Here is a 21792-nt window from a genome sequence, read left to right as displayed (position 1 = left end):
CGAGGGGGGTGTGCAGCATGGTTACCCGTAAGTAGCATGTGGGTGTGACGCGTCCTCCGGGCGCGCCCGCAGCAGTGCCATCCCGCACCTGGAGGAGAGCCAACGTGCCTCGTACCGCTAGGGACGTCGTCTTCGTCGACGGCGTCCGCACCCCGTTCGGCAAGGCGGGCCCGAAGGGCATCTACCACGAGACCCGCGCCGACGACATGGTCGTCAAGTGCATCCGGGAGCTGCTGCGCCGCAACCCGGACCTGGACCCGGCCAAGATCGACGAGGTCGCCCTCGCCGCCACCACCCAGATCGGCGACCAGGGCCTGACCCTGGGCCGCACCGCCGCCATCCTGGCGGGGCTGCCGCAGTCGGTGCCCGGTTTCTCCGTCGACCGGATGTGCGCCGGCGCGATGACCGCGGTGACCAGCATCGCCGGCGGGGTGGCCTTCGGTGCGTACGACGTCGCGGTGGCCGGCGGTGTCGAGCACATGGGACGGCACCCGATGGGCGAGGGTGTGGACCCCAACCCGCGGTTCGTGAGCGAGAAGTTGGTCGACCAGTCCGCCCTGTTCATGGGCATGACGGCGGAGAACCTCCACGACCGGCTGCCGCAGATCACCAAGCAGCGCGCCGACGAGTACGCGGTGCGCAGCCAGGAGAAGGCCGCGAAGGCGTACGCCGACGGCAAGATCCAGGCCGACCTGGTGCCGATCTCGGTGCGCCGCACCAACGCCGAGGGCGGCGAGACCGGTTGGGGCCTGGCCACCGCCGACGAGCCGATGCGCCCGGGCACCACGCTGGAGAACCTCGCCGGTCTGAAGACCCCGTTCCGCCCGCACGGCCGGGTCACCGCGGGCAACGCCGCCGGCCTCAACGACGGCGCCACCGCCTCGCTCATCGCCGCCGAGGACGTCGCCCGCGAGCTGGGCCTGCCGGTCAAGATGCGCCTGGTGGACTACGCGTTCGCCGGCGTCGAGCCCGAGGTGATGGGCATCGGCCCGGTCCCGGCGACCCAGAAGGCGCTGGCCAAGGCCGGTCTGACGATCGACGACATCGGCCTGTTCGAGATCAACGAGGCGTTCGCCGTCCAGGTGCTCTCGCTGCTCGACCACTACGGCATCGACGACGACGACCCGCGCGTCAACCAGTACGGCGGCGCCATCGCCTTCGGCCACCCGCTGGCCTCGTCCGGCGTGCGCCTGATGACGCAGCTCGCGCGACAGTTCGAGGAGCAGCCGGAGGTCCGCTACGGCATCACCACCATGTGCGTCGGCTTCGGCATGGGCGGCACGGTCATCTGGGAGAACCCGCACTTCGAGGGGGCAGGCAAGTGAGCACCACCGCTGAGCTGTTGAAGGGCGCGGCCGAGCTGTTCCCGGACGAGGTCGTGACGCAGGCGCACGTGCGCCACCTCGACCTCCCCAAGGGCGCGGGCCGGTTCGCGCTCATCACGCTGGACAACGGCCTGGACCACACCAAGCCGACCACCTTCGGACCGCAGTCGCTGGCGAACCTCAACGTCGCCATCGACCAGGTCGAGAAGGAGGCCGCGGACGGCGCGATCGTCGGCGTCGGCATCACCGGCAAGCCGTTCATCTTCGCCGTGGGCGCCGACCTCAAGGGCGTCGAGCTCCTCAAGCGGCACGAGGACGCGCTGGCCATCGGCAAGGGCGGCCACGACGTCTTCAAGCGGCTCTCCGCGCTGGCCGTGCCGACCTTCGCGTACTACAACGGCGCGGCCATGGGCGGCGGTGTCGAGGTCGGTCTGCACTGCACCTACCGCACCGTCTCCAAGGCGCTGCCGGCCTTCTCGCTGCCCGAGGTCTTCCTCGGCCTGGTGCCCGGCTGGGGCGGCTGCGCGCTGCTGCCGAACCTCATCGGCGCGGACAAGGCGATCTCGGTGATCATCGAGAACTCGCTCAACCAGAACAAGCAGCTCAAGGGCCAGCAGGTCTTCGACCTCGGCATCGCGGACGCGCTGTTCGAGGGCGCGGACTTCCTGGAGCGGTCGCTGGACTGGACCGCGTCGGTGCTGACCGGCCGGACCGAGGTCAGCCGGACCGAGGTGGACCGCGGCGAGGCGTGGGACGCGGCCGTGCAGCGCGGCAAGGAGATCGCGGACGGCAAGGTGCACGGCGCCGCCCCGGCCGCCTACCGCGCGCTGGACATCATCGCGGCCGCCAAGAACGGCGACCTGCGGCAGGGCTTCGACGCCGAGGACCAGGCGCTCGCCGACCTCATCATGGGCGGCGAACTGCGCTCCGGCATCTACGCGTTCAACCTGGTGCAGAAGCGCGCCAAGCGGCCCGCCGGTGCGCCGGACAAGTCGCTGGCCCGTCCCGTCACCAAGGTCGGCGTGGTCGGCGCGGGCCTGATGGCCTCCCAGTTGGCGCTGCTGTTCGCCCGCCGCCTGGAGGTCCCGGTCGTCCTCACCGACATCGACCAGGCCCGGATCGACAAGGGCGTGGCGTACGTCCACGGCGAGATCGACAAGCTGCTGCTCAAGGGCCGGGTCAACCAGGACAAGGCGAACCGCCTCAAGGGCCTGGTCTCCGGACACCTCGACAAGGCCGCCGCGTTCGGCGACGCGGACTTCGTCATCGAGGCCGTCTTCGAGGAGATGGGCGTCAAGCAGCAGGTGTTCGCGGAGGTCGAGGCGGTGGTGCCGGAGCACGCCGTGCTCGCCACCAACACCTCCTCGCTGTCGGTCACCGAGATGGCCTCGAAGCTCAAGCACCCCGAGCGGGTCGTGGGCTTCCACTTCTTCAACCCGGTCGCGATCCTGCCGCTGCTGGAGATCGTCCGGGCCGAGAAGACCGACGACGCGTCGCTGGCCACCGCCTTCTCCGTGGCCAAGTCGCTGAAGAAGACGGCGGTGTTGGTGAAGGACGCCCCGGCGTTCGTCGTCAACCGCATCCTGACCCGCTTCATGGGCGAGATCCAGAACGTCATCGACGAGGGCACCCCGGTCGCCACCGCCGAGAAGGCCGTCGAGCCGCTCGGGCTGCCGATGTCCCCGCTGGTGCTGCTGGAGCTGGTCGGTCCGGCGATCGGCCTGCACGTCTCCGAGACGCTGCACGGCGCCTTCCCGGAGCGCTTCACGGTCTCCCCGAACCTCAAGGCCGTCGTCGAGGCCGGCAAGCGCGGCTTCTACGTCTACGACTCCGGCAAGCCGGAGTTGGACCCGGAGGTCGCCGCGCTGCTCAAGCAGGGCGACGCGGTGCTGACCGAGGAGCAGGTCCGCGACCGGGTGCTGGACGCCGTCGCGCAGGAGATCGGCCTGATGCTGGACGAGGGCGTGGTGGCCGAGGCGCAGGACATCGACCTGTGCCTGATCACCGGCGCCGGCTGGCCCTTCCACCTGGGCGGCATCACGCCGTACCTGGACCGTGAGGGCGTCTCCGAGCGGGTGACCGGGAAGAAGTTCCTGGCCCCGGGGGTCGCGAGCGTTCCGGCGTAACGGACCGCCACAGCAGGGAAGTTGGCGCGCGGACCGGCTCGGTGGAGCCGGTCCGCGCGTCGTTCGCGTCCCGGGCGCGGGGCGGTCGGCGGCGCCGCGCGTGGCAGGCTGGCGGTATGGATTCCTTGGTCGTCGTCGATGCCGCGAACGTCGTCGGTTCGGTGCCGGACGGCTGGTGGCGGGACCGGCGCGGGGCCGCCGAGCGGCTGCGGGACGCGCTGGTCGGGTACGCCGCGACGGGGCTGCCCGGGCTGGTCGAGCCGCCGCTGGAGCTGGTCCTGGTCGTGGAGGGCGCGGCGCGCGGGGTGGCGTCCGTGCCGGGCGTCCGGGCGGTGTCCGCGGACGGCAGCGGCGACGACGCGATCGTGGCGCTGGTGGCCGACGAGGGCGCGGGGCGGGACTGTCTGGTGGTGACCGCGGACCGCGGGCTGCGTCAGCGCGTACAGGCGCTGGGCGCCCGCGTGACGGGCCCGCGGGCGGTCCGGGGCGGCTCGGGACGGCCCGGCGCCTCGTAGCCGCGTAGCACGGCGCCTGCGGCCGCGCGGGGCCGGCGGGGGTCCGTACCGCCGGCCTTGGTCGGCGAGGGGCTACGGCCGGGCGCCGGCCGCGTCCCGCTGTCGCTGGCGGATGGCGAGGCGGCTGTGGCGCTGCCCGTAGACGGCGTAGAGGACGAAGCCGGCCGCCATCCAGATCGCGAAGCGGATCCAGGTCTCGGCGGGCAGGTTGAGCATCAGCCAGAACGAGGCGAGCACCGACAGCAGCGGCACCGCCGGGACGAACGGGGTGCGGAAGGCGCGCGGCAGGTCCGGGCGGGAGCGGCGGAGCAGGACCACGCCGATGGCGACCACGGCGAAGGCGAACAGCGTCCCGATGTTGACGAGTTCGGCCAGCACGTCGATCGAGGTGAAGCCGGCGACCACCGCGACCACGACGCCGAGGGCGATGGTCGACCGGTGCGGGGTGCCGAACCTCGGGTGCACGCGGGAGAAGACCTGGGGCAGCAGCCCGTCCCGGCTCATCGCGAAGAACACCCGGCTCTGGCCGAGCAGCAGGATCATGCAGACCGACGTCAGGCCGACCGCCGCGCCGAAGCTGATCAGGCCCGCGTAGAAGGGGTGGCCGACGTGCTTGAAGGCGTCGGCGAGCGGGGCGTCGACGGAGAGCCGGTCGTACTTCTCCATGCCGGTGACGACGATGGAGACGGCGACGTAGAGCAGGGTGCAGATGGCCAGTGAGCCGAGGATGCCGCGCGGCACGTCGCGCTGCGGGACGCGGGTCTCCTCGGCCGCGGTCGCCACGATGTCGAAGCCGATGAAGGCGAAGAAGACCACCGCGGCCGCGGCGAAGATGCCCATCACGCCGAAGTGGGACGGGGTGAAGCCGAAGAGCAACTGGGAGAGCGGCGCGGCCAGTCCGCCGCCGGCGGGGGTGGGCTTGCTCGGCGGGATGAAGGGCCGGTAGTTGGCCCCGGTGATGAAGAACGAACCGGCGATGATCACCAGCAGCACCACGGTCACCTTGACGCCGACGACCACCGTCGTCACCCGGGAGGAGAGCTTCATGCCGAGCACCAGGACGGCCGTGATGACCAGGACGAGGATGCAGGCAAGCAGGTCGAAGCCGAAGTGCCCGCCGTGGCTTCCGGAGAGCGCCGGCGGCACGTGCAGCCCCGCGGAGTCCAGCAGCGAGCGCACGTAGCCGGACCAGCCGACGGCCACCACCGCGCAGCCCAGGGCGAGTTCGAGGATCAGGTCCCAGCCGATGATCCAGGCGGGCAGTTCGCCGAGGGACGCGTAGGCGAAGGTGTAGGCGGAGCCGGCGACCGGCACGGTGGAGGCGAACTCCGCGTAGCACAGCGCCGCCAGCGCGCAGACCACGCCGGCGACGACGAAGGAGAGGGCGACCGAGGGCCCGGCCTGCTCCTTGGCGATCTTCCCGGTGAGGACGAAGATGCCGGTGCCGATGACCACACCGACGCCGAAGACGGTCAGGTCCAGCGCCGAGAGGGACTTCTTGAGGGCGTGCTCCGGCTCCTCGGTGTCCCGGATCGACTGCTCGACGCTCTTCGTCCGCAGGACGCCGCGGTCACGGCGCGTGCGGTTGCGGGGCGCGAGCGGCCCGTTTCCGGGCCCCTCTCCCCGTGGTCCCTGCTGTGTGCTCATGGGCGAACCTCCGCCTGGACGGCCCTCGCGACTCTCCTGAACTGCCCGAGTGTCTGCAATGTCCCTAATGGGGCTGCGGCGGCGGGCCCTCCGGGGTCGGGGATTCACCCGATGGGGTGGGCACCAGATGGGGTGGGAACCGCGAAGAGGCCGATGGGCCGGCCGGAACATCCCTGGGGACGTCCGGCCGGCCCATCGTCGGCGGTGCGGGGCGCGGTCAGTCGCGCGCCGCCTCGGCGGACGCGGTCGCGGCCGCGCCGCCGGTGGCCGCGCCGGCGCCGGCGGTGCGGCCGGCGTCCTCGTCGCGGTTGTCCATCTTGGCGACCAGGCCGGTCACCTGGCGGGCGATGTCCGGTGCGGTCAGCCCGATCTCCGCCATGACCTCCTTGCGCGAGGCGTGGTCCAGGAAGCGCTCGGGGATGCCGAAGTCGCGCAGCGGGACGTCTACGCCGGCGTCCCGGAGCGCCTGCGCGATCGCCGAACCGACGCCGCCGGTACGGATGTTGTCCTCGACGGTGACCACCAGTCGGTGCCCGGCGGCCAGGCCCGGCAGCGCCTCGTCGACCGGCTTGACCCAACGGGGGTCGACGACGGTGGTGGAGATGCCCTGCTTGTCGAGCAGGTCGGCGACCTCCAGGCACATCGGGGCGAGCGCGCCGACCGACACCAGCAGGACGTCGGGGCGGCCCTCGGTGCCGGCCTCGCGCAGCACGTCCATCCCGCCGACCCGTCCGACCGCCTCGACGGCCGGGCCGACCGCGCCCTTGGAGTAGCGCACCACGGTGGGTGCGTCGTCGACCTCGACGGCCTCGCGCAGCTGGGCGCGTACCTGGTCGGCGTCGCGCGGCGCGGCGAGCCGCAGGCCGGGGACGACCTGGAGGAGCGACATGTCCCACATGCCGTTGTGCGAGGCGCCGTCGGTGCCGGTGACGCCGGCCCGGTCCAGGACGAAGGTGACGCCGCACTTGTGCAGCGCGACGTCCATCAGCACCTGGTCGAAGGCGCGGTTGAGGAAGGTGGCGTAGACCGCGAAGACCGGGTGCAGTCCGGCGGTGGCCATGCCGGCGGCGGAGACCGCGGCGTGCTGCTCGGCGATGCCGACGTCGTAGACCCGGTCCGGGAACTGCTTGGCGAACTTCTCCAGGCCGACCGGCTGGAGCATGGCCGCCGTGATGGCGACGATGTCCTCGCGCTCCGTGCCCAGCGCGACCATCTCGTCGCCGAAGACACCGGTCCAGTCCTTGCCGCCGGAGGAGATCGGCAGGCCGGTGTCCGGGTGGATCGGGCCGATGCCGTGGAAGCGGTCGGCCTCGTCCTGCTCGGCGGGCTTGTAGCCGCGACCCTTCTCGGTGAGGCAGTGGACGATCACCGGGCCGCCGAAGCGCTTGGCACGGGCCAGCGCGGACTCCAGCGCCTCGATGTCGTGGCCGTCGATCGGGCCGACGTACTTCAGGCCCAGGTCCTCGAACATGCCCTGCGGCGCGATGAAGTCCTTCAGGCCCTTCTTGGCGCCGTGCAGGGTCTCGTAGAGCGGCTTGCCGACGACCGGGGTGCGCTCCAGGATGTCCTTCCCGCGGGCCAGGAAGCGCTCGTAGCCGTCGGTGGTGCGGAGGGTGGCGAGGTGGTTGGCCAGGCCGCCGATGGTCGGGGCGTAGGAGCGCTCGTTGTCGTTGACGACGATGACCAGCGGGCGGTCCTTGGCGGCGGCGATGTTGTTCAGCGCCTCCCAGGCCATGCCGCCGGTGAGCGCGCCGTCGCCGATGACGGCCACCACGCGGTCGTCGGTGCCGCGGACCTCATGGGCCTTGGCGATGCCCTCGGCCCAGCCGAGCACGGTGGAGGCGTGGCTGTTCTCGATGACGTCGTGGTCGGATTCGGCGCGCGAGGGGTAGCCGGAGAGGCCGCCCTTGGCCTTGAGCTTGGAGAAGTCCTGGCGGCCGGTCAGCAGCTTGTGGACGTAGGACTGGTGTCCGGTGTCCCACAGGACCTTGTCCTTGGGGGAATGGAAGACGCGGTGCAGGGCGATGGTCAGTTCGACCACGCCGAGGTTCGGGCCGAGGTGTCCGCCGGTCTTGGAGACCGCGTCGACGAGGAAGCTGCGGATCTCCCCGGCCAACTGCGCGAGCTGCTCCGGCGAGAGCCGGTCCAGATCGCGCGGCCCCTTGATACGGGTCAGCAATGCCACCCCATGCCTCCTTGCTGCCGTAGGTCGAGCTTGCCGATCAGATGAGTCTAATGTTGCGTCCGCCGCCGGCGCGGCCGGGCCTCGCGATGCATGCCACTCGGGTGACAACCGCGTCGGGCGGCGATTTCCGGCCGGGGTCCGGGGCGTGACGTGGCGCTGTGCAGGGGACGGGGCATGGCGCGGCCCCCACCGGGGCGCCTCTGGCGAGCGCCCGATGAGGGCCGTTTCCTACCGTTTTGCACTGCGACGTTGCGCACTTGTGTGCGCCGGGGGCGCTGCCGCGGACGCACCACCGCCCGTGCCTACGCGCGCCAGGGCACTCCCGCAGGCGCACCGCCGCACGCGCCTACGTGCGCCAGAGGCGCTGCCGCGGATACCTCACCACCCGCGCGCTCACGTGCGCCCCGCGGTCTTCTGGGTGCGGCGGGAGAGGGAGTCGATGACCACGGCGGCCAGCAGGACCGCGCCGGTGATCATGTACTGGATCTCGCTGGCCATGCCGAGCAGGTTCAGGCCCTGCTGGATCGACTGGATGACCAGCATGCCCAGCAGCGCGGACCAGATCTTGCCGCGGCCGCCGAAGAGGCTGGTGCCGCCGATGACCGCCGCCGCGATCACGTTCATCAGGGTGTTGCCGGCGCCGAGGTTCTTGGTGGCGCCGCCGGAGAGGCTGGCGATGAACAGGCCGCCGAAGGCGGCGAGCATCCCGGAGATCGCGAAGACGGTGATCCGGACCCGGGCCACGTTGATGCCGGCCCGGCGGGCCGCCTCGGCGTTGCCGCCGACCGCGAAGATCTGCCGGCCGTAGGCGGTGCGGCGCACCACGAAGTCGGCGAGGACCAGGACGGCGAGGAAGAGCACCAGGGCCAGCGGCAGGCCGCGGGCGCCGGCCGGCTCGTTGAGGACGTAGGCGACAGCGAAGGCGATCACCGCGACCACGCCGGTGCGCAGCAGGACCTCGCTGAGCGGCCGCGCCGGCAGGGCGGCGGCCTTGCGGCGCCGGGTGTCCAGCAGCAGCGAGCCCGCGTAGGCGAGGACCGCGACCAGCGCCAGGCCGTAGGCGGCGGCCTTGTCGTCGAAGTAGTAGCCGGTGAGGCTCTCGACCACGCTGCCGCTGGGCGTGTTGATGGAGCCTTCCTTGCCCATCAACCAGATCTGGAGGCCGCTCCAGCCGAGGAATCCGGCCAGGGTGACGACGAAGGCGGGCACCCCGATCTTGGCGAAAAAGAACCCGTGGAGGGCGCCGATGGCGGCGCCGGCGACCACCGCGAGCACGACCGCCAGCCAGTCGTTGACGCCGTGGCTGACGCTCAGCACCGCCCAGACGGCCGCCCCCACGCCGGCGACCGAGCCGACCGAGAGGTCGATCTCGCCGAGCAGCAGGACGAAGACGATGCCGACCGCCATGATGCCCAGGCCGGACGTGTAGACGCCGATGTTGGCGAGGCTGTCCGCGGACAGGAAGCTGCTGTTCTTGAACTGGAAGACGACCGCGATGACGACCAGGCCGACGATGACCGGCAGGGAGCCCAGCTCGCCACCGCGGATCCGGCGGGTGAACTCGTCGAGATAGCCGGCGAATCCTTTCTCCCTGACCAGCAGGCGGGGATCGACGGCGGCCGGTTGCTGCGGCTGCGGCGCGGTCTCGGTGGTCTGCTGCTCACTCACGCCCCGGCCTCCTTCTTCGTCAGGTCGGTGCACGCCTGGTCGGTGCGCGCCCGGCGGCGGGTGACGGCGTTGTCCGAGGCGCCGGTGATGGCGGCGATGATCTCTTCGTGGCTGGTCTCCGCGACGTCGAAGACGCCGTTGTTGCGGCCCAGTCGGAGCACCGCGACCCGGTCCGCGACGGCCAGCACGTCGGCCATGTTGTGGCTGATCAGGATGACGCCGAGGTCCCGCTCGCGGAGCCGCTCGACGAGGTCGAGGACCTGGGCGGTCTGCTCGACGCCGAGGGCGGCGGTCGGCTCGTCGAGGATGACCACCTTCGGCTCGCCGATCAGGGCACGGGCGATGGCGACGACCTGCCGCTGGCCGCCGGAGAGCGAGGCGACCGGGATCCGGACGCTGGGTATCCGGATGGACAGGGTGTCGAGCAGTTCCTTGGCCCGCTTCTCCATGGCGATCTCGTCGAGGACGCCGGCGGTGCGGAGTTCGCTGCCGAGGTAGAGGTTGGCGACCACGTCGAGGTTGTCGCAGAGCGCGAGGTCCTGGTAGACGGTGGCGACGCCGAGCTGTTGGGCGTCGTGCGGCTTGCCGATGCGGACCGGGGCGCCCTGCCACTCGATGCCGCCGTCGTCGACGGGGTGGACGCCCGAAATGGTCTTGACCAGGGTGGACTTGCCGGCGCCGTTGTCGCCGACGAGGGCGACCACCTCACCGGCGTGGATCTCCAACGTGACGTCGGTGAGCGCCTGGACGGCGCCGAACCGCTTGGAGACCCCGCGCAACGCCAGCACGGGCGGAGCGGACACGTGAATCATCTCCTTCACCGCCGTCGCTGCGGCGGGGAAAACGGTGGTGCGGGTGCGGGGTGCGGGCCCCGGCGCGGCGACCGGTCGGCGGCCGTGCCGGGGGTGGGGCGGCGCGGGCCGCAACGGGCCCGCGGCGCGGACTACTTGATGCCCGCCGCCGCACAGGCCGCCTTGACGTCGGCGGTGCAGATCTGGCCGGCCTTGTAGACCTTGTCCTTGATGATCGTGCCCTCGATGTTGTCCTTGGTCACGATCTGGGCGTCGTAGAGCTTGGCGGGGATGCCCTTGACCTCGCCGCTGATGCTGTCGACCTTGGTGGGGGCCAGGGAGTCGATGCTCTCGCCCTTGAGCAGCCGGACCGCGATCTCGGCGCTGGTGTCGGCCTGCGGCTGGATCTGCTTGTAGATGGTGAACGCCTGATCACCCTTCAGAACCCGCTGGAGGCCCGCGAGTTCGGAGTCCTGGCCGCCGACCGGCACGGAGATGCCCTGCTGCTTGAGGGCGGTGATGATGCCGCCGGCCATGCCGTCGTTGGCCGAGTAGACGCCCTGGAAGCCGTCCTTGCCCAGGGAGTTGATGGCGGCGCCCATCTTCTTGTTGGCCTCGTCCGGCGACCAGTCCGGGATGTCCTGCTCGTAGACGACCTTCTTGACCTGCTTGTCGAGGACGCTGTGCGCGCCGCGCTTGTAGAGCGGGGCGTTGGGGTCGGTCGGCGAGCCGTTGATCATGACGACATTGCTGTCCTTGGCCTTGTCGCCGAGCGCCTTGACCAGCGCCTGGCCCTGGAGGCGGCCGATCTTCTCGTTGTCGTAGGAGACGTAGGCGGAGATCTTCCCCTCGGCCAGCCGGTCGTAGGCGACGACCTTGACGCCCTTCTTGGCGGCCTGGTCGATCCAGGACTTGGTGGCCTTGTAGTCGACCGGGTCCAGGACGATCACCTTGACGCCCTGCGTGATCAGGGCGTCGAACTGCTTCTTCTGCTGCTGGGTGTCCTGGTCGGCGTTGTTGTACTTGACCTTGCAGTCGGGGCAGAGCGCCTCGATCTTCCTGGTGATCAGCGGGCGGTCGAAGGTCTCGTATCTGGTGGTCTTGTTCTCCGGCAACAGCAGACCGATGGTCTTGCCGTCACCGCCGCTCTTGCCACCGTCGCCGGCCTTGCCACAGGCGGCCACGGAGAGCGCCATCGAGACGGCTGCGGTGCCTATGACGACGCGACGCGTCCACACGTTCATGGGGAGCCTCCAGACGTGGCCGCGTCGTTGCGGCCGAGGTGGCTGGAAGTCAACTCGGCCGCCAGCCGACCGTCAAGGAGTAAATCCTTAACGAGATGACAACGGTGCCATGCGTTCTGGAGGTGAACCTATGCCGGTCGCGCTATGGCGGCCGCGTCCGCGTCCCGCACCCCGTCGAGCAGGCTCGAATCGCCCATCTCGCTCAGCACCAGGGCCAGCGCCCCCAACACCTCGGCGCGACCCCCGAGGGTGCCCGGCACGATGCTCAACTGCCGTGCGGCGCTGGGGATCGCGTACCGCGACACCGACTCCCGGATCGGGCCGAGCACCAGCTCGCCGGCCTCGGCGAGGTCGCCGCCCAGCACCACCCGGCTGGGGTTGAGGAGGTTGCAGAGGTTCGCCACGCCGCTGCCGATGTGCCGGCCGACGTCCGCGATGACCCGCCGGCAGCCGGGGTCGCCCTCACGGGCCAGTTGGACCACCCCCGCCATGGTCAAGTCCGGTCCGTGACCGGGCTGGAGCAGCGGCAGGACGTAGCGGGCGGCGGTGAAGGTCTCCAGGCAGCCGCGGTTGCCGCAGCGGCAGACCGGGCCGGTCTCGTCCAGGGTGATGTGGCCGATCTCGCCGGCCGTGCCGCCCGGGCCGCGGTAGATCTGGCCACTGATCACCAGCCCGGCGCCGACGCCGCTGGCGACCTTGATGTACGCCAGGTCCGCCGCGCCGCGGCCGCCGCCCCACACCAACTCGCCGAGCGCGCCGAGGTTGGCGTCGTTGTCGACGTAGACGGGCACGCCGAGCCGCTCGGAGAGCTCCTCGCCGGGCTTGGTGCCCGCCCAGCCCGGCAGGATCGCGGTCGAACCGAGGGTGCCGGACTCCACGTCGATCGGGCCGGGGACGCCCAGGCCCACGCCGATGACCTTGCCCGGAGTGACGGCGGTCCGCTCGATCAGCCGGCTGACCAGCCGTTCCGCCCGGTCGAAGCCCTCGGCCGCGGAGGCGTCCACGTCGAACGGCTCGGCCTCCTCGGCGAGCACCTCGTGGGCGAGGTTGCCGACCGCCACCCTCAGGTGGGAGTGGCCGAAGTCGACGCCGACGACGATGCCGGCGTCGCCGGAGAGCGAGACGCTGCGTGCCCGGCGACCGCCCGCGGAGGTGGGCGTCACCTCGACCGTCCCGCCGTCCTTCAACTCGCGAACGATGTTCGAGACGGTGGCCGCGGACAGCCCCGTGCTCCGGGCGATCTCCGCCTGGGTGAGCGAGCCCGCCATGCGCACCGCCCGGACGACCCGCTCCAGATTGGCCCGGTGCAGCGAGGACTGCGACCCCGGAGTCTCCATCGACTCATCCACTCCCGCCTGGGGTGGGCAGTGCGACGACTGCCCGCCGGCCGCACCCACGTCGTCGGAGGGGCGGCAACCGATTTCAACATGTGAACTCTAAGCAGAACTCCAGGGAGGAAGTTACGTCAAGGCGTTGAGTCCGGGGGCAACCGGGAGGCGGTGGGGCAGGCGGACAGGGCGGTTCCGCCGGGTGCGGAACCGCCCTTCCGACGCGGCGGTCGGCGCTACTTCAGCGCGCCGGCCGTCAGCCCGGCCTGTACCTGCCGCTGGAAGATGACGTAGACGAGCAGCACCGGCAGCATCGCGATCATCATGCCGGCCATCAGTCCGCCCCAGTCGCCCTGGTAGCCCTGCTGGAGCGCGAGGTTGGCCAGGCCCTGGGTGAGTACGTACTTGCTCTCGTCCTGGTTGAGGACCATCGGCAGCAGGTACTGGTTCCACTGGCCCAGGAAGTTGAAGATCCCCACGCTGATCAGGCCCGGCTTGGCCATCGGCAGCATGACCTGGAAGAACGTCCGCACGTGCGAGGCACCGTCGATCATCGCCGCCTCCGCGATGGACGTCGGCAGGGTGCGGAAGAACGCCGTCATGAAGAAGACCGTGAACGGCAGCGAGTAGGCGATGTAGACGGCGATCAGGCCCTGGTACGTCGCCAGCAGCGGGACGCCGGGGAAGTCCCGCAGCACGAAGAAGAGCGGGATCACCAGCATGAAGACCGGGAAGGACATGCCGGCGACGAAGAGGTAGTAGATGAGGCGGTTGCCGGGGAAGTCGAAGCGGGCCAGGACGTAGCCGGCCATGGACCCCAGCACCATCGTGCCGGTGAGCGAACCGCCCACCACGATCAGGGTGTTGAGGAACATCCGGCCGATGTTCGCCTTCTGCCAGGCGTTGACCCAGTTCTCGAAGTGCAGCTTGCCCGGCAGCGACCAGGGGGCGGTGAGGATGTCACCGCTGCTCTTGAAGGAGCTCCACAGCACCCACAGCAGCGGCAGGCCCACCATCAGCGCCCACACCACGAGGATGCCGTGCGAGAAGACGTTGAGCGTGCCGCCCTCGGCGGTCCGGCGCGCCCGCGCCGGCGTGGTTGAAGTCGTCATGCGCCCTGTCCCTAGAACTCGATCCGCTCACGGCGCGCGAAGCGCATCGTGAGGGCGGCGAACAGCAGCGTGACGACGAGCATGGCGACGCCCATCGCCGCCGCGTAGCCGAACTGACTGTCGCGGAAGGCGGTCAGGTAGAGGCGGAGCGGGACGACGTCGGTCGCGCCGTCCGGGCCGCCCATGTTGACGGACATGATCTGCACCAGCGCGAACGCGTCCATCGCGATGATGCCCATGTAGACCCAGCCGGTCTGCACGGTGTCCCACAGCAGCGGGAGGGTGATCCGGAAGAAGGTGTGGAAGCGGCTGGCGCCGTCCAACAGCGCGGCCTCGTAGATCTCCCGGGGAATGGAGGCCATGGCGGCGGAGAACAGCACGACGTAGAAGCCGACGTTCGCCCAGACCATCACGACCATGATGCAGGCCAGGGCCAGGCTCCCCTCCCCCAGCCAGGCGCTCTGGAAAGAGCCCAAACCCACCGCGCCCAGCAGCGAGTTGAGCATGCCGTCGTGCGGATCGGGATTGTAGATGTTGAACCAGATCACCGAGATGATGGTGATCGAGATGACCTGCGGGAAGAAGTAGACGAATTTGTAGAACCGCGCGCCGCGGACGCCGGTGATGACCGCGCCGCGCCGGGACCGGCCGCCGACGTTCAGCATGAACGCGAAGAACAGCCCCAGCGCCAGCGTCACGATCGGCACCAGCACCAACATGACGACGTTGTGCTTGAGCGCGTTCCAGAATTCGTCGCTGTGCAGCAGTTTCGTGTAGTTGGCCAGCCCGACGCTCTTGGCGGTGCCGCGCAGTCCGCTCCATTCCGTGGTGGAAATCTGGAATGCCTGGACGAACGGCGAGATCACGAAGATGCCGTAGAGCAGTAGGGGCAGGGCCAGGAACCCCACGATGAATCGGTACTTGCCGTGTCGCATGCGCTCCCCGGCCCTCCCTCGTCAGCGGTGGTGCGTGGACTTGCGTCCCGGTCGGGAAGCCCGGTCAGGCGGAGCGGTGGAACTTGGTGACGGAATCGTCCTTGGCGATGGCGTCCGCGTACGCCTGCGCCTTCTTGATCCAGTCGGCGGCCTTGAGGTCGCCGGTGAGCAACTGGCTGGTGATACCGCCGAGCTTTTCGTCGGTGAGCTGCGGATACCACTCCTGGAGCTGGATCATCAGCAGGTTCTGCCCGCCGGCCTTGACCGCCTTGGCGGCGGAGGCGAGGCCCGGCGAGAGCTGCATTCCGTCGGTCGCGTCGCGGACGGAGGTCAGCGACTTGACCTTGGTGGCGAAATTCTGCGCGTGCTTCTTGGAGAGCATGATGCGCAGCAGTTCCATGCCGCCGACGGGGTTCTTGCCGCCCTTGGCGACGATGAACGGCTCGCTGGGCTCGGCGCGCAGCGTGCCGTGCGGCATCTTGTCGCCGCTGCCGCCGTTGAACAGCGGGCCGACGGCCATGTCGAAGTCGGCCGGGGTGGTGGGCGCGGCCTCGTTCTCCACCCAGGAGCCGTTGGGGATGAAGGCGGCCTTGCCGCGGGTCCAGGCGGTCTGCGACTGGATGTGCGTCATGCCCTGACTGCCGGCCAGGAAGTACCCCTTGGCGGCCAGTTCCTCGTAGTGCCCGATGACCTGCCTGACCGCGTCGTTGGAGGTCCAGGCGCGGGGTTCGAGGTTGTCGATGGCGATCCACTTGTCCAGCCCGCCGATCTTGGCGATCTGGGCGAACATGTTGAAGTGGACGTAGTAGGGATAGTGCCCCGGATACGTCCAGGGCGCGATTCCGGCCTTCTTGATCTCGGCGCAGAGGCTGATCATCTCGTCGAAGGAGGTGGGGTACTGCCAACCCCGGTCCTTCAGCAGCTTGTTGGAATACCAGGTGCCGTACACCGTGAAGGCGTAGTAGAAGACGTCGAAGGCGTCCTTGTGCTTGCCCTTTTCGATGGTGCTGGGGTAGAGCGTGTCCCGGACCTTCTTCTTCGGATCGTCCACCGACGGGGCGTCGAGCAGCGGCGTGAGGTCCTGCAACTGCCCCTGTGCGGACAGCTTGTTCATGTCGAGGTGGTCGGCGCCGGAGTTGTCGATCACGTCGGGCGGATTGCCGCCGGCGAAGCGCGGCTGGAGTTTGGGACCGATCTGTTGGGTGCCGGTGTGCTTGACCGTGGTGCCGTAGGTCTTGTGGTAGTCCGCCTCGGCGTCCTTGGCGTACTGGTCGCCCAGCCCGCCCTTGAAGATGAACGCCTCCAGCGGTACGCCGTTCTTCACGCCGAGCGGATTCTTGGCGGAGGTGGCGCCCTTGTTCTTGGTGCCCTCGTCGGAACCGCCGCCGCCTCCGGTGGCACAGGACGAGAGGGCCCCCATGGCCGGTACCGCGAGAATTCCCAGTGCGGCGGCTCTCTTGACCAGATCGCGACGGTTGACTTCAAAGGTGGAGCCCATGCTCAAGTCCTCGCCTTCTCCGGGACTGAACGCGGTGTACCGGAGCCACCCCGGCACCGCGGGTCAGTTGAAGCTGAGTCGTGCGGGATGTGCAACCGGGCGAGCTAGGGACAGGCAGGGGAATTCTCCGTTCCCCCGCTTTCCCCCCGGATTCCGTGCCGACAGTCGTACGGCCGGGTTCGGACGCCGATAGGTATAGTCCACTTCCGGCCGAACAGGCAAGATCGGATACCGAGTTGGCCGGCAGTCTTTCTCTAGTTGAGACCTCGTCGGTATGCGCCTTCGGCGCCCCGTCCGGGGGCATCGGCGAGGAAAAGGCGCCGGTGGCGGGAGCCGGGCGCGACACGGCCGCACCGGCTCCCGCCGCACCCTTGACACCCACCTCCGCGCGCACCTTACTTATCTCTGCACTACGCAACTGACAACGATGTCAATCCCGTTGAGAGGGTCTCGCGTGCGGCACCGGCACAGACACCGGCACAGTCCACTGCGGGGAATCGCCCGCCCCGCCGCCCTCGTGGCGGCCGCCCTGCTCGCCCTGACCGCGCCGGGCACGACCGGCCCGGCGCGGGCCGTGACGCCCCAACCACCGCGCGGAACGGCGGAGTTCCGGTCCTCCTTCGAGCCCGGCCAGCCGGCGCCGGACTGGACCGACACCGTCGAGACCGGCCCGGACGGCCGCCCGAAGACCTCCGGCGTCACCCCGGAGAAGACTCCCGGCGCGCCCGGGATGAACACCGCCACCGGGACCGGCCCGGCCGACTCCCCCACCGCGAAACCGCACGCCGGCTTCACCGGCGGCCACGCCCTGCGCTACGCCGGCACCCACACCGCCGCCGGCCGGGCCTCCTCGTACAACAAGCTGTTCGCGGTCCACCTGCCCGTCACCCCCGCCACCACGCTGTCGTACAAGCTCTTCCCGGAGTTGGCGGAGACCGACCTGGACTACCCCGCCACCCATGTCGCGGTCGACCTGGCCTTCACCGACGGGACGTATCTGAGCGAGCTGGCCGCGACCGACCAGTACGGGGCGCCGCTGACCCCGCAGGGCCAGGCGGCCGCCAAGACGCTCTACGTCAACCAGTGGAACAACCGCGAGGCCCGGATCGGCGCGGTCGCCGCCGGCAAGACCATCGCCCGGATCCTGCTCGCCTACGACGCGCCCCGGGCGCCGCGCACCGCGCCCGCCTTCCGCGGCTGGCTCGACGACCTCGTGATCGCGCCCAAGGCGCCCGAGAAGCCGCTCGCGCACCTCTCCGACTACGCCGTCACCACCCGCGGCACCCTCTCCAGCGGCAGCTTCTCGCGCGGTAACACCTTCCCCGCCACCGCGGTCCCCAACGGCTTCACGTTCTGGACGCCGGTGACCAACGCCGGCTCCACGGACTGGCTCTACGAGTACGCGCGCAAGAACAACGCCGACAACCTGCCCACCCTCCAGGCGTTCGGCGCCAGTCACGAGCCGAGCCCCTGGATGGGCGACCGGCAGACCTTCCAGGTGATGCCGTCCACCGCGGCCGGCACCCCGGACGCCTCGCGCACCGGGCGCGCGCTGCCCTTCCACCACGAGCGCGAGTCCGCGCGCCCGTACCGGTACGCGGTGACCTTCGACAACGGACTGCGGGCCGAGGTCGCGCCGAGCGACCACGCCGCGATGATGCGGTTCACCTTCCCCCGCTCGGACGCCAACCTGCTCTTCGACAACGTCAACGACAAGGGCGGGCTCACCCTGGACGCCCGACACGGCGTCGTCAGCGGCTACTCCGACGTCCGCAGCGGGCTCTCGGTCGGCGCCACCCGGCTGTTCGTCTACGGCGTGGTGGACGCGCCGGTCACCGCGAGCGGGCGGCTCACGGGGGGAGGCGGCAAGAACGTCACCGGCTATCTGAAGCTGCGACCGGGCGCCGACCGGACCGTGACGCTGCGCCTGGCCACCTCGCTGATCGGCGTCGACCAGGCGAAGGCCAACCTGGCCCGGGAGATCCCCGGCGGCACCTCCTTCGCCACCGTCCGGGACCGCGCCCGCGCCCAATGGGACGCCCTCCTGGGCCGCGTCGAGGTGCAGGGCGCCACCCAGGACCAGCTGACCACCCTCTACTCCAACCTCTACCGGCTCTACCTCTACCCCAACTCCGGCTCGGAGCAGGTCGGTTCGCGGGTCCGCTACGCCAGCCCGTTCTCCCCGCCGGCCGGCCCGGACACCCCCACGCACACCGGCGCGAAGATCGTCGACGGCACGGTGTACGTCAACAACGGCTTCTGGGACACCTACCGCACCACCTGGCCCGCCTACTCCCTGCTCACCCCCGGGCGGGCCGGGAAGATGGTCGACGGCTTCGTCCAGCAGTACAAGGACGGCGGCTGGATCTCCCGTTGGTCCTCGCCCGGTTACGCGGACCTGATGACCGGCACCAGTTCGGACGTCGCGTTCGCCGACGCCTACGTCAAGGGCGTGAAGTTCGACGCCGCCGCGGCCTACGACGCGGCCGTGAAGAACGCCACCGTCGCCCCGCCCTCCGCCGGCGTCGGCCGCAAGGGCATGACCACCGCGCCGTTCCTCGGCTATACCAGCACCGACACCCGCGAGGGCGCGTCCTGGGCGCTGGAGGGCTACCTCAACGACTTCGGCATCTCCCGGATGGGGCAGGCCCTCTACGCCAGAACCCACAACCCCCGCTACAAGGAGGAGTCGACGTACTTCCTGGGCCGGGCCCAGAACTACGTCCGGCTCTTCGACGACCGCGTCGGCTTCTTCCAGGGCCGGGACGCCAAGGGTGCCTGGCGACTGCCCCCGGACCGCTTCGACCCCCGGGTCTGGGGCTACGACTACACCGAGACCAACGCCTGGACGTTCGCCTTCGCCGCCCCGCAGGACACCCGCGGGCTGGCCGACCTCTACGGCGGACGGGCCGGCCTGGCCGGGAAGTTGGACGCCTACTTCGGCACCCCGGAGACCGCCGCCAAGCGGTTCGCCGGCTCCTACGGCGACGTCATCCACGAGATGACCGAGGCCCGCGACGTCCGGATGGGGATGTACGGGCACAGCAACCAGCCCGCGCACCACATCGCGTACCTCTACGACGCGGCCGGCCAGCCGTACAAGACCCAGGCAAAGGTCCGCGAGGCGCTCTCCCGGCTCTACCTCGGCAGCGAGATCGGCCAGGGGTACCCGGGCGACGAGGACAACGGCGAGATGTCCGCGTGGTACGTCTTCAGCGCCCTGGGCTTCTACCCGTTGGTGATGGGCCAGGGCGAGTACGCGGTGGGCTCACCGCTGTTCACCAAGGCCGTCGTCCACCTGGAGAACGGCCGCGACCTGGTGATCAACGCGCCCCACAACAGCCCCCGGAACGTCTACGTCCAAGACCTCCGGGTGAACGGCAGACCCTGGAACTCCACCGCCCTCCCCCACGCCCTCCTCGCCCACGGCGCCACCCTCGACTTCACCATGGGCCCCCGCCCCTCCCCCTGGGCCAACGGCCCTGACGCGGGGCCCACTTCGCTCACACGGGGCGACCGGGCGCCGTCCCCGCCCCGCGACGTGACGACGCCCACGGGTCCGCTGTTCGACGACTCCTCCGCCACCTCCGCGGAGTTCAGCTCCGTGGAACTACCGGTGGCGGGGCCGGTGCGGGCGGTGCAGTACACCCTCACCTCGGCGGACCGGGAACGGGCGCCGACGGGATGGGTACTTGAGGGCTCCCAGGACGGCAGGTCCTGGACGGCGCTGGACCGCCGGACCGGCCAGTCCTTCGCCTGGGACCGCCAGACCCGCCCCTTCAGCCTCCCCCACCCGGCCAGCTACCGGCACTACCGACTCGTCCTGGACACTCCCGAAGACCGGCACACGCTGTCGGAAATTGAGCTACTGGGGAGCCGCCAGGCCGGTTGACCCGCATCGCCGTTGCCTGACGATCCGTGAGACTCAGCGCCGGCCGTGTCGGGGCGGCAACCCCGGCCGCCCCGACATGGTTCCTGCCTACCGGACGCTTACCGGGTCGCGGACCGCTCAAGACGTCCGGTCGGGCTCCCGGACCAGGCCCAGCACCTCGTCCCGCAGGGTCGCCATCGACGTCGGGTCGGGGGCCTCGACGTTCAGGCGCAGCAGCGGCTCGGTGTTGGAAGGGCGGAGGTTGTACCAGCGGCCGTCGCCGAAGGCGACGGTCAGGCCGTCCATGCGGTCGGTGGTGACCTGGTCGCGGTCGCGGTACGCCGCCTCGACCGTGCTGAGGGTGGCGGTGGTGTCGGCGACCCTGGAGTTGATTTCGCCGGAGGCGGCGTAACGGGAGTAGTCGGCGACCAGTTCGGACATCGGGCGGTCCTGTTCGCCGAGGGCGGCCAGGACGTGCAGGGCGGTGAGCATGCCGGTGTCGGCCCTCCAGAAGTCCCGGAAGTAGTAGTGACCGGAGTGCTCGCCGCCGAAGACCGCGTCGTGGTCGGCCATCAGCGCCTTCATGAAGGAGTGTCCGACGCGCGAGCGGACAGGGATGCCGCCGTGTTCGCGGATGATCTCCACTGCGGCGGCCGAGGTGATGACGTTGTGGATGATCGCCGAGCCGGGGCTCTTGGCCAGTTCCCGAGCCGCGACCAGGCCGACGATCGCCGAGGGGGAAACGGCCGCGCCGGTCTCGTCGATGAAGAAGCAGCGGTCGGCGTCGCCGTCGAAGGCCAGTCCGATGTCGGCACCGGACTCCTTGACCAGTGCCTGGAGGTCGAGGAGGTTCTTGGGGTCGAGGGGGTTGGCCTCGTGGTGGGGGAAGGTGCCGTCCAGTTCGAAGTAGAGCGGCACCAGGTCGATCGGCAGGCCGTCGAAAACGGCGGGGACGGTGTGTCCGGCCATCCCGTTGCCCGCGTCGACGGCGACCTTCAGACGGCGGATGCCGCCCAGTCCGACCAGGGAGTTCAGGTGGGCCGCGTACTCGGCGAGCAGTTCGCGGCGGACGGTGGTGCCGGGCACCGGCGCCTGCTCCGGGATGTCGTCGTCCTCCAGCCAGGTACGGATCTGCGCCAGTCCGGTCTCCTCACCGATCGGGGCGGCGCCGGCCCGGCAGAGCTTGATGCCGTTGTCCCCGGCCGGGTTGTGGCTGGCGGTGATCATCACGCCCGGCAGGTCCAAACTGCCCGAGCAGTAGTACAGGTAGTCGGTGGAACCGAGCCCCGCATCGATCACCTCGGCCCCGGCGCGGTTGGCCCCGGCCGCGAACGCCTCCGCCAGCGCCGGCGAGGTGTCACGCATGTCCCGTGCGGTGACGATCCGTTCGGCACCGGTCAGGCGGATGAACACGGCACCGGCCTTGGCGGCGATGTCGGTGTTGAGCTCGGAGGGGACTGCGCCGCGGATGTCGTACGCCTTGACGAGGCGGGAGTAGTCGGGCATGGGGTGTCTTCCAGGTCTGTGGGGGGTTGAAGTGTGGGGCG

14 protein-coding genes are annotated in these 21792 nt (G+C 70.3%); 4 read left to right on the top strand and 10 right to left on the bottom strand.

Annotated elements, in window-relative coordinates; all coding sequences use genetic code 11:
* The first annotated feature begins 104 nt into the window (after window positions 1-104).
* From ACIQU6_RS22240 to ACIQU6_RS22230, 3 genes are all read left to right on the top strand, one after another.
* Complete coding sequence (locus ACIQU6_RS22240; RefSeq protein ID WP_403483393.1) at window positions 105-1325, top strand: thiolase family protein; 1221 nt, start codon at window positions 105-107, stop codon at window positions 1323-1325.
* Complete coding sequence (locus tag ACIQU6_RS22235; protein ID WP_403483392.1) at window positions 1322-3451, top strand: 3-hydroxyacyl-CoA dehydrogenase NAD-binding domain-containing protein; 2130 nt, start codon at window positions 1322-1324, stop codon at window positions 3449-3451. The genes ACIQU6_RS22240 and ACIQU6_RS22235 overlap by 4 nt, the downstream gene beginning before the upstream one ends.
* A gap of 116 nt (window positions 3452-3567) precedes the next feature.
* Window positions 3568-3966, top strand: a complete 399-nt coding sequence (locus tag ACIQU6_RS22230; protein ID WP_403483391.1) for an NTP pyrophosphohydrolase — start codon at window positions 3568-3570, stop codon at window positions 3964-3966.
* A 72-nt stretch (window positions 3967-4038) separates the two neighbouring features.
* Here ACIQU6_RS22230 and ACIQU6_RS22225 read toward each other — a convergent pair whose 3' ends face one another.
* The 9 genes from ACIQU6_RS22225 to ngcE form a co-directional block, all read right to left on the bottom strand.
* Window positions 4039-5613: an amino acid permease gene (locus ACIQU6_RS22225; RefSeq protein ID WP_403483390.1), complete on the bottom strand. Its 1575-nt coding sequence runs from the start codon at window positions 5611-5613 to the stop codon at window positions 4039-4041.
* 217 nt (window positions 5614-5830) lie between these two features.
* Entirely contained in the window at window positions 5831-7798 is a 1968-nt protein-coding gene (gene dxs / locus ACIQU6_RS22220) for a 1-deoxy-D-xylulose-5-phosphate synthase (RefSeq protein WP_403483389.1), read from the bottom strand.
* Window positions 7799-8191: 393 nt separating this feature from the next.
* Window positions 8192-9466 carry a sugar ABC transporter permease gene (locus tag ACIQU6_RS22215; protein WP_403483388.1) on the bottom strand — a complete coding sequence of 425 codons (1275 nt, stop codon included), beginning with the start codon at window positions 9464-9466 and terminating at the stop codon, window positions 8192-8194.
* Window positions 9463-10278, bottom strand: coding sequence for an ATP-binding cassette domain-containing protein (locus ACIQU6_RS22210; protein ID WP_403483387.1), 816 nt, complete (start codon window positions 10276-10278; stop codon window positions 9463-9465). The genes ACIQU6_RS22215 and ACIQU6_RS22210 overlap by 4 nt, the downstream gene beginning before the upstream one ends.
* A gap of 131 nt (window positions 10279-10409) precedes the next feature.
* Entirely contained in the window at window positions 10410-11501 is a 1092-nt protein-coding gene (locus ACIQU6_RS22205) for a substrate-binding domain-containing protein (protein WP_403483386.1), read from the bottom strand.
* A gap of 128 nt (window positions 11502-11629) precedes the next feature.
* Window positions 11630-12838 (bottom strand): ROK family transcriptional regulator, encoded by a 1209-nt coding sequence (locus ACIQU6_RS22200; protein WP_274912745.1) that lies wholly within the window; start codon window positions 12836-12838, stop codon window positions 11630-11632.
* A gap of 227 nt (window positions 12839-13065) precedes the next feature.
* Window positions 13066-13941 (bottom strand): carbohydrate ABC transporter permease, encoded by an 876-nt coding sequence (locus ACIQU6_RS22195; protein ID WP_403483385.1) that lies wholly within the window; start codon window positions 13939-13941, stop codon window positions 13066-13068.
* An 11-nt stretch (window positions 13942-13952) separates the two neighbouring features.
* Window positions 13953-14876, bottom strand: a complete 924-nt coding sequence (locus tag ACIQU6_RS22190; protein WP_403483384.1) for a carbohydrate ABC transporter permease — start codon at window positions 14874-14876, stop codon at window positions 13953-13955.
* Between the two features lie 64 nt (window positions 14877-14940).
* The gene (gene ngcE, locus ACIQU6_RS22185; RefSeq protein ID WP_403483383.1) at window positions 14941-16374 is read right to left on the bottom strand and encodes an N-acetylglucosamine/diacetylchitobiose ABC transporter substrate-binding protein; all 1434 of its coding nucleotides are present in this window, start codon (window positions 16372-16374) and stop codon (window positions 14941-14943) included.
* 454 nt (window positions 16375-16828) lie between these two features.
* Between ngcE and ACIQU6_RS22180 the strand changes: the two genes are divergently transcribed.
* Window positions 16829-20266, top strand: a complete 3438-nt coding sequence (locus ACIQU6_RS22180) for a GH92 family glycosyl hydrolase (RefSeq protein ID WP_403483382.1) — start codon at window positions 16829-16831, stop codon at window positions 20264-20266.
* A 117-nt stretch (window positions 20267-20383) separates the two neighbouring features.
* Here ACIQU6_RS22180 and ACIQU6_RS22175 read toward each other — a convergent pair whose 3' ends face one another.
* Window positions 20384-21751 carry a phosphomannomutase/phosphoglucomutase gene (locus tag ACIQU6_RS22175; RefSeq protein ID WP_403483381.1) on the bottom strand — a complete coding sequence of 456 codons (1368 nt, stop codon included), beginning with the start codon at window positions 21749-21751 and terminating at the stop codon, window positions 20384-20386.
* Window positions 21752-21792 lie beyond the last annotated feature (41 nt).

Source organism: Streptomyces sp. NPDC090442 (genome assembly GCF_044769405.1).
Taxonomy (GTDB): domain Bacteria; phylum Actinomycetota; class Actinomycetes; order Streptomycetales; family Streptomycetaceae; genus Streptomyces.
Note: the sequence above shows the minus strand (reverse complement) of the source record. Positions and strands in the feature narration are given on the sequence as shown.

What these genes read in the sequence shown, in the direction of transcription:
- ACIQU6_RS22230 (WP_403483391.1), top strand. Translation starts at nt 3,568, where the DNA reads ATGGATTCCTTGGTCGTCGTCGATGCCGCGAACGTCGTCGGTTCGGTG.
- ACIQU6_RS22225 (WP_403483390.1), bottom strand. Translation starts at nt 5,613, where the DNA reads ATGAGCACACAGCAGGGACCACGGGGAGAGGGGCCCGGAAACGGGCCG.
- ACIQU6_RS22210 (WP_403483387.1), bottom strand. Translation starts at nt 10,278, where the DNA reads ATGATTCACGTGTCCGCTCCGCCCGTGCTGGCGTTGCGCGGGGTCTCC.
- ACIQU6_RS22205 (WP_403483386.1), bottom strand. Translation starts at nt 11,501, where the DNA reads ATGAACGTGTGGACGCGTCGCGTCGTCATAGGCACCGCAGCCGTCTCG.
- ACIQU6_RS22200 (WP_274912745.1), bottom strand. Translation starts at nt 12,838, where the DNA reads ATGGAGACTCCGGGGTCGCAGTCCTCGCTGCACCGGGCCAATCTGGAG.
- ACIQU6_RS22195 (WP_403483385.1), bottom strand. Translation starts at nt 13,941, where the DNA reads ATGACGACTTCAACCACGCCGGCGCGGGCGCGCCGGACCGCCGAGGGC.
- ACIQU6_RS22190 (WP_403483384.1), bottom strand. Translation starts at nt 14,876, where the DNA reads ATGCGACACGGCAAGTACCGATTCATCGTGGGGTTCCTGGCCCTGCCC.
- ngcE (WP_403483383.1), bottom strand. Translation starts at nt 16,374, where the DNA reads ATGGGCTCCACCTTTGAAGTCAACCGTCGCGATCTGGTCAAGAGAGCC.
- ACIQU6_RS22175 (WP_403483381.1), bottom strand. Translation starts at nt 21,751, where the DNA reads ATGCCCGACTACTCCCGCCTCGTCAAGGCGTACGACATCCGCGGCGCA.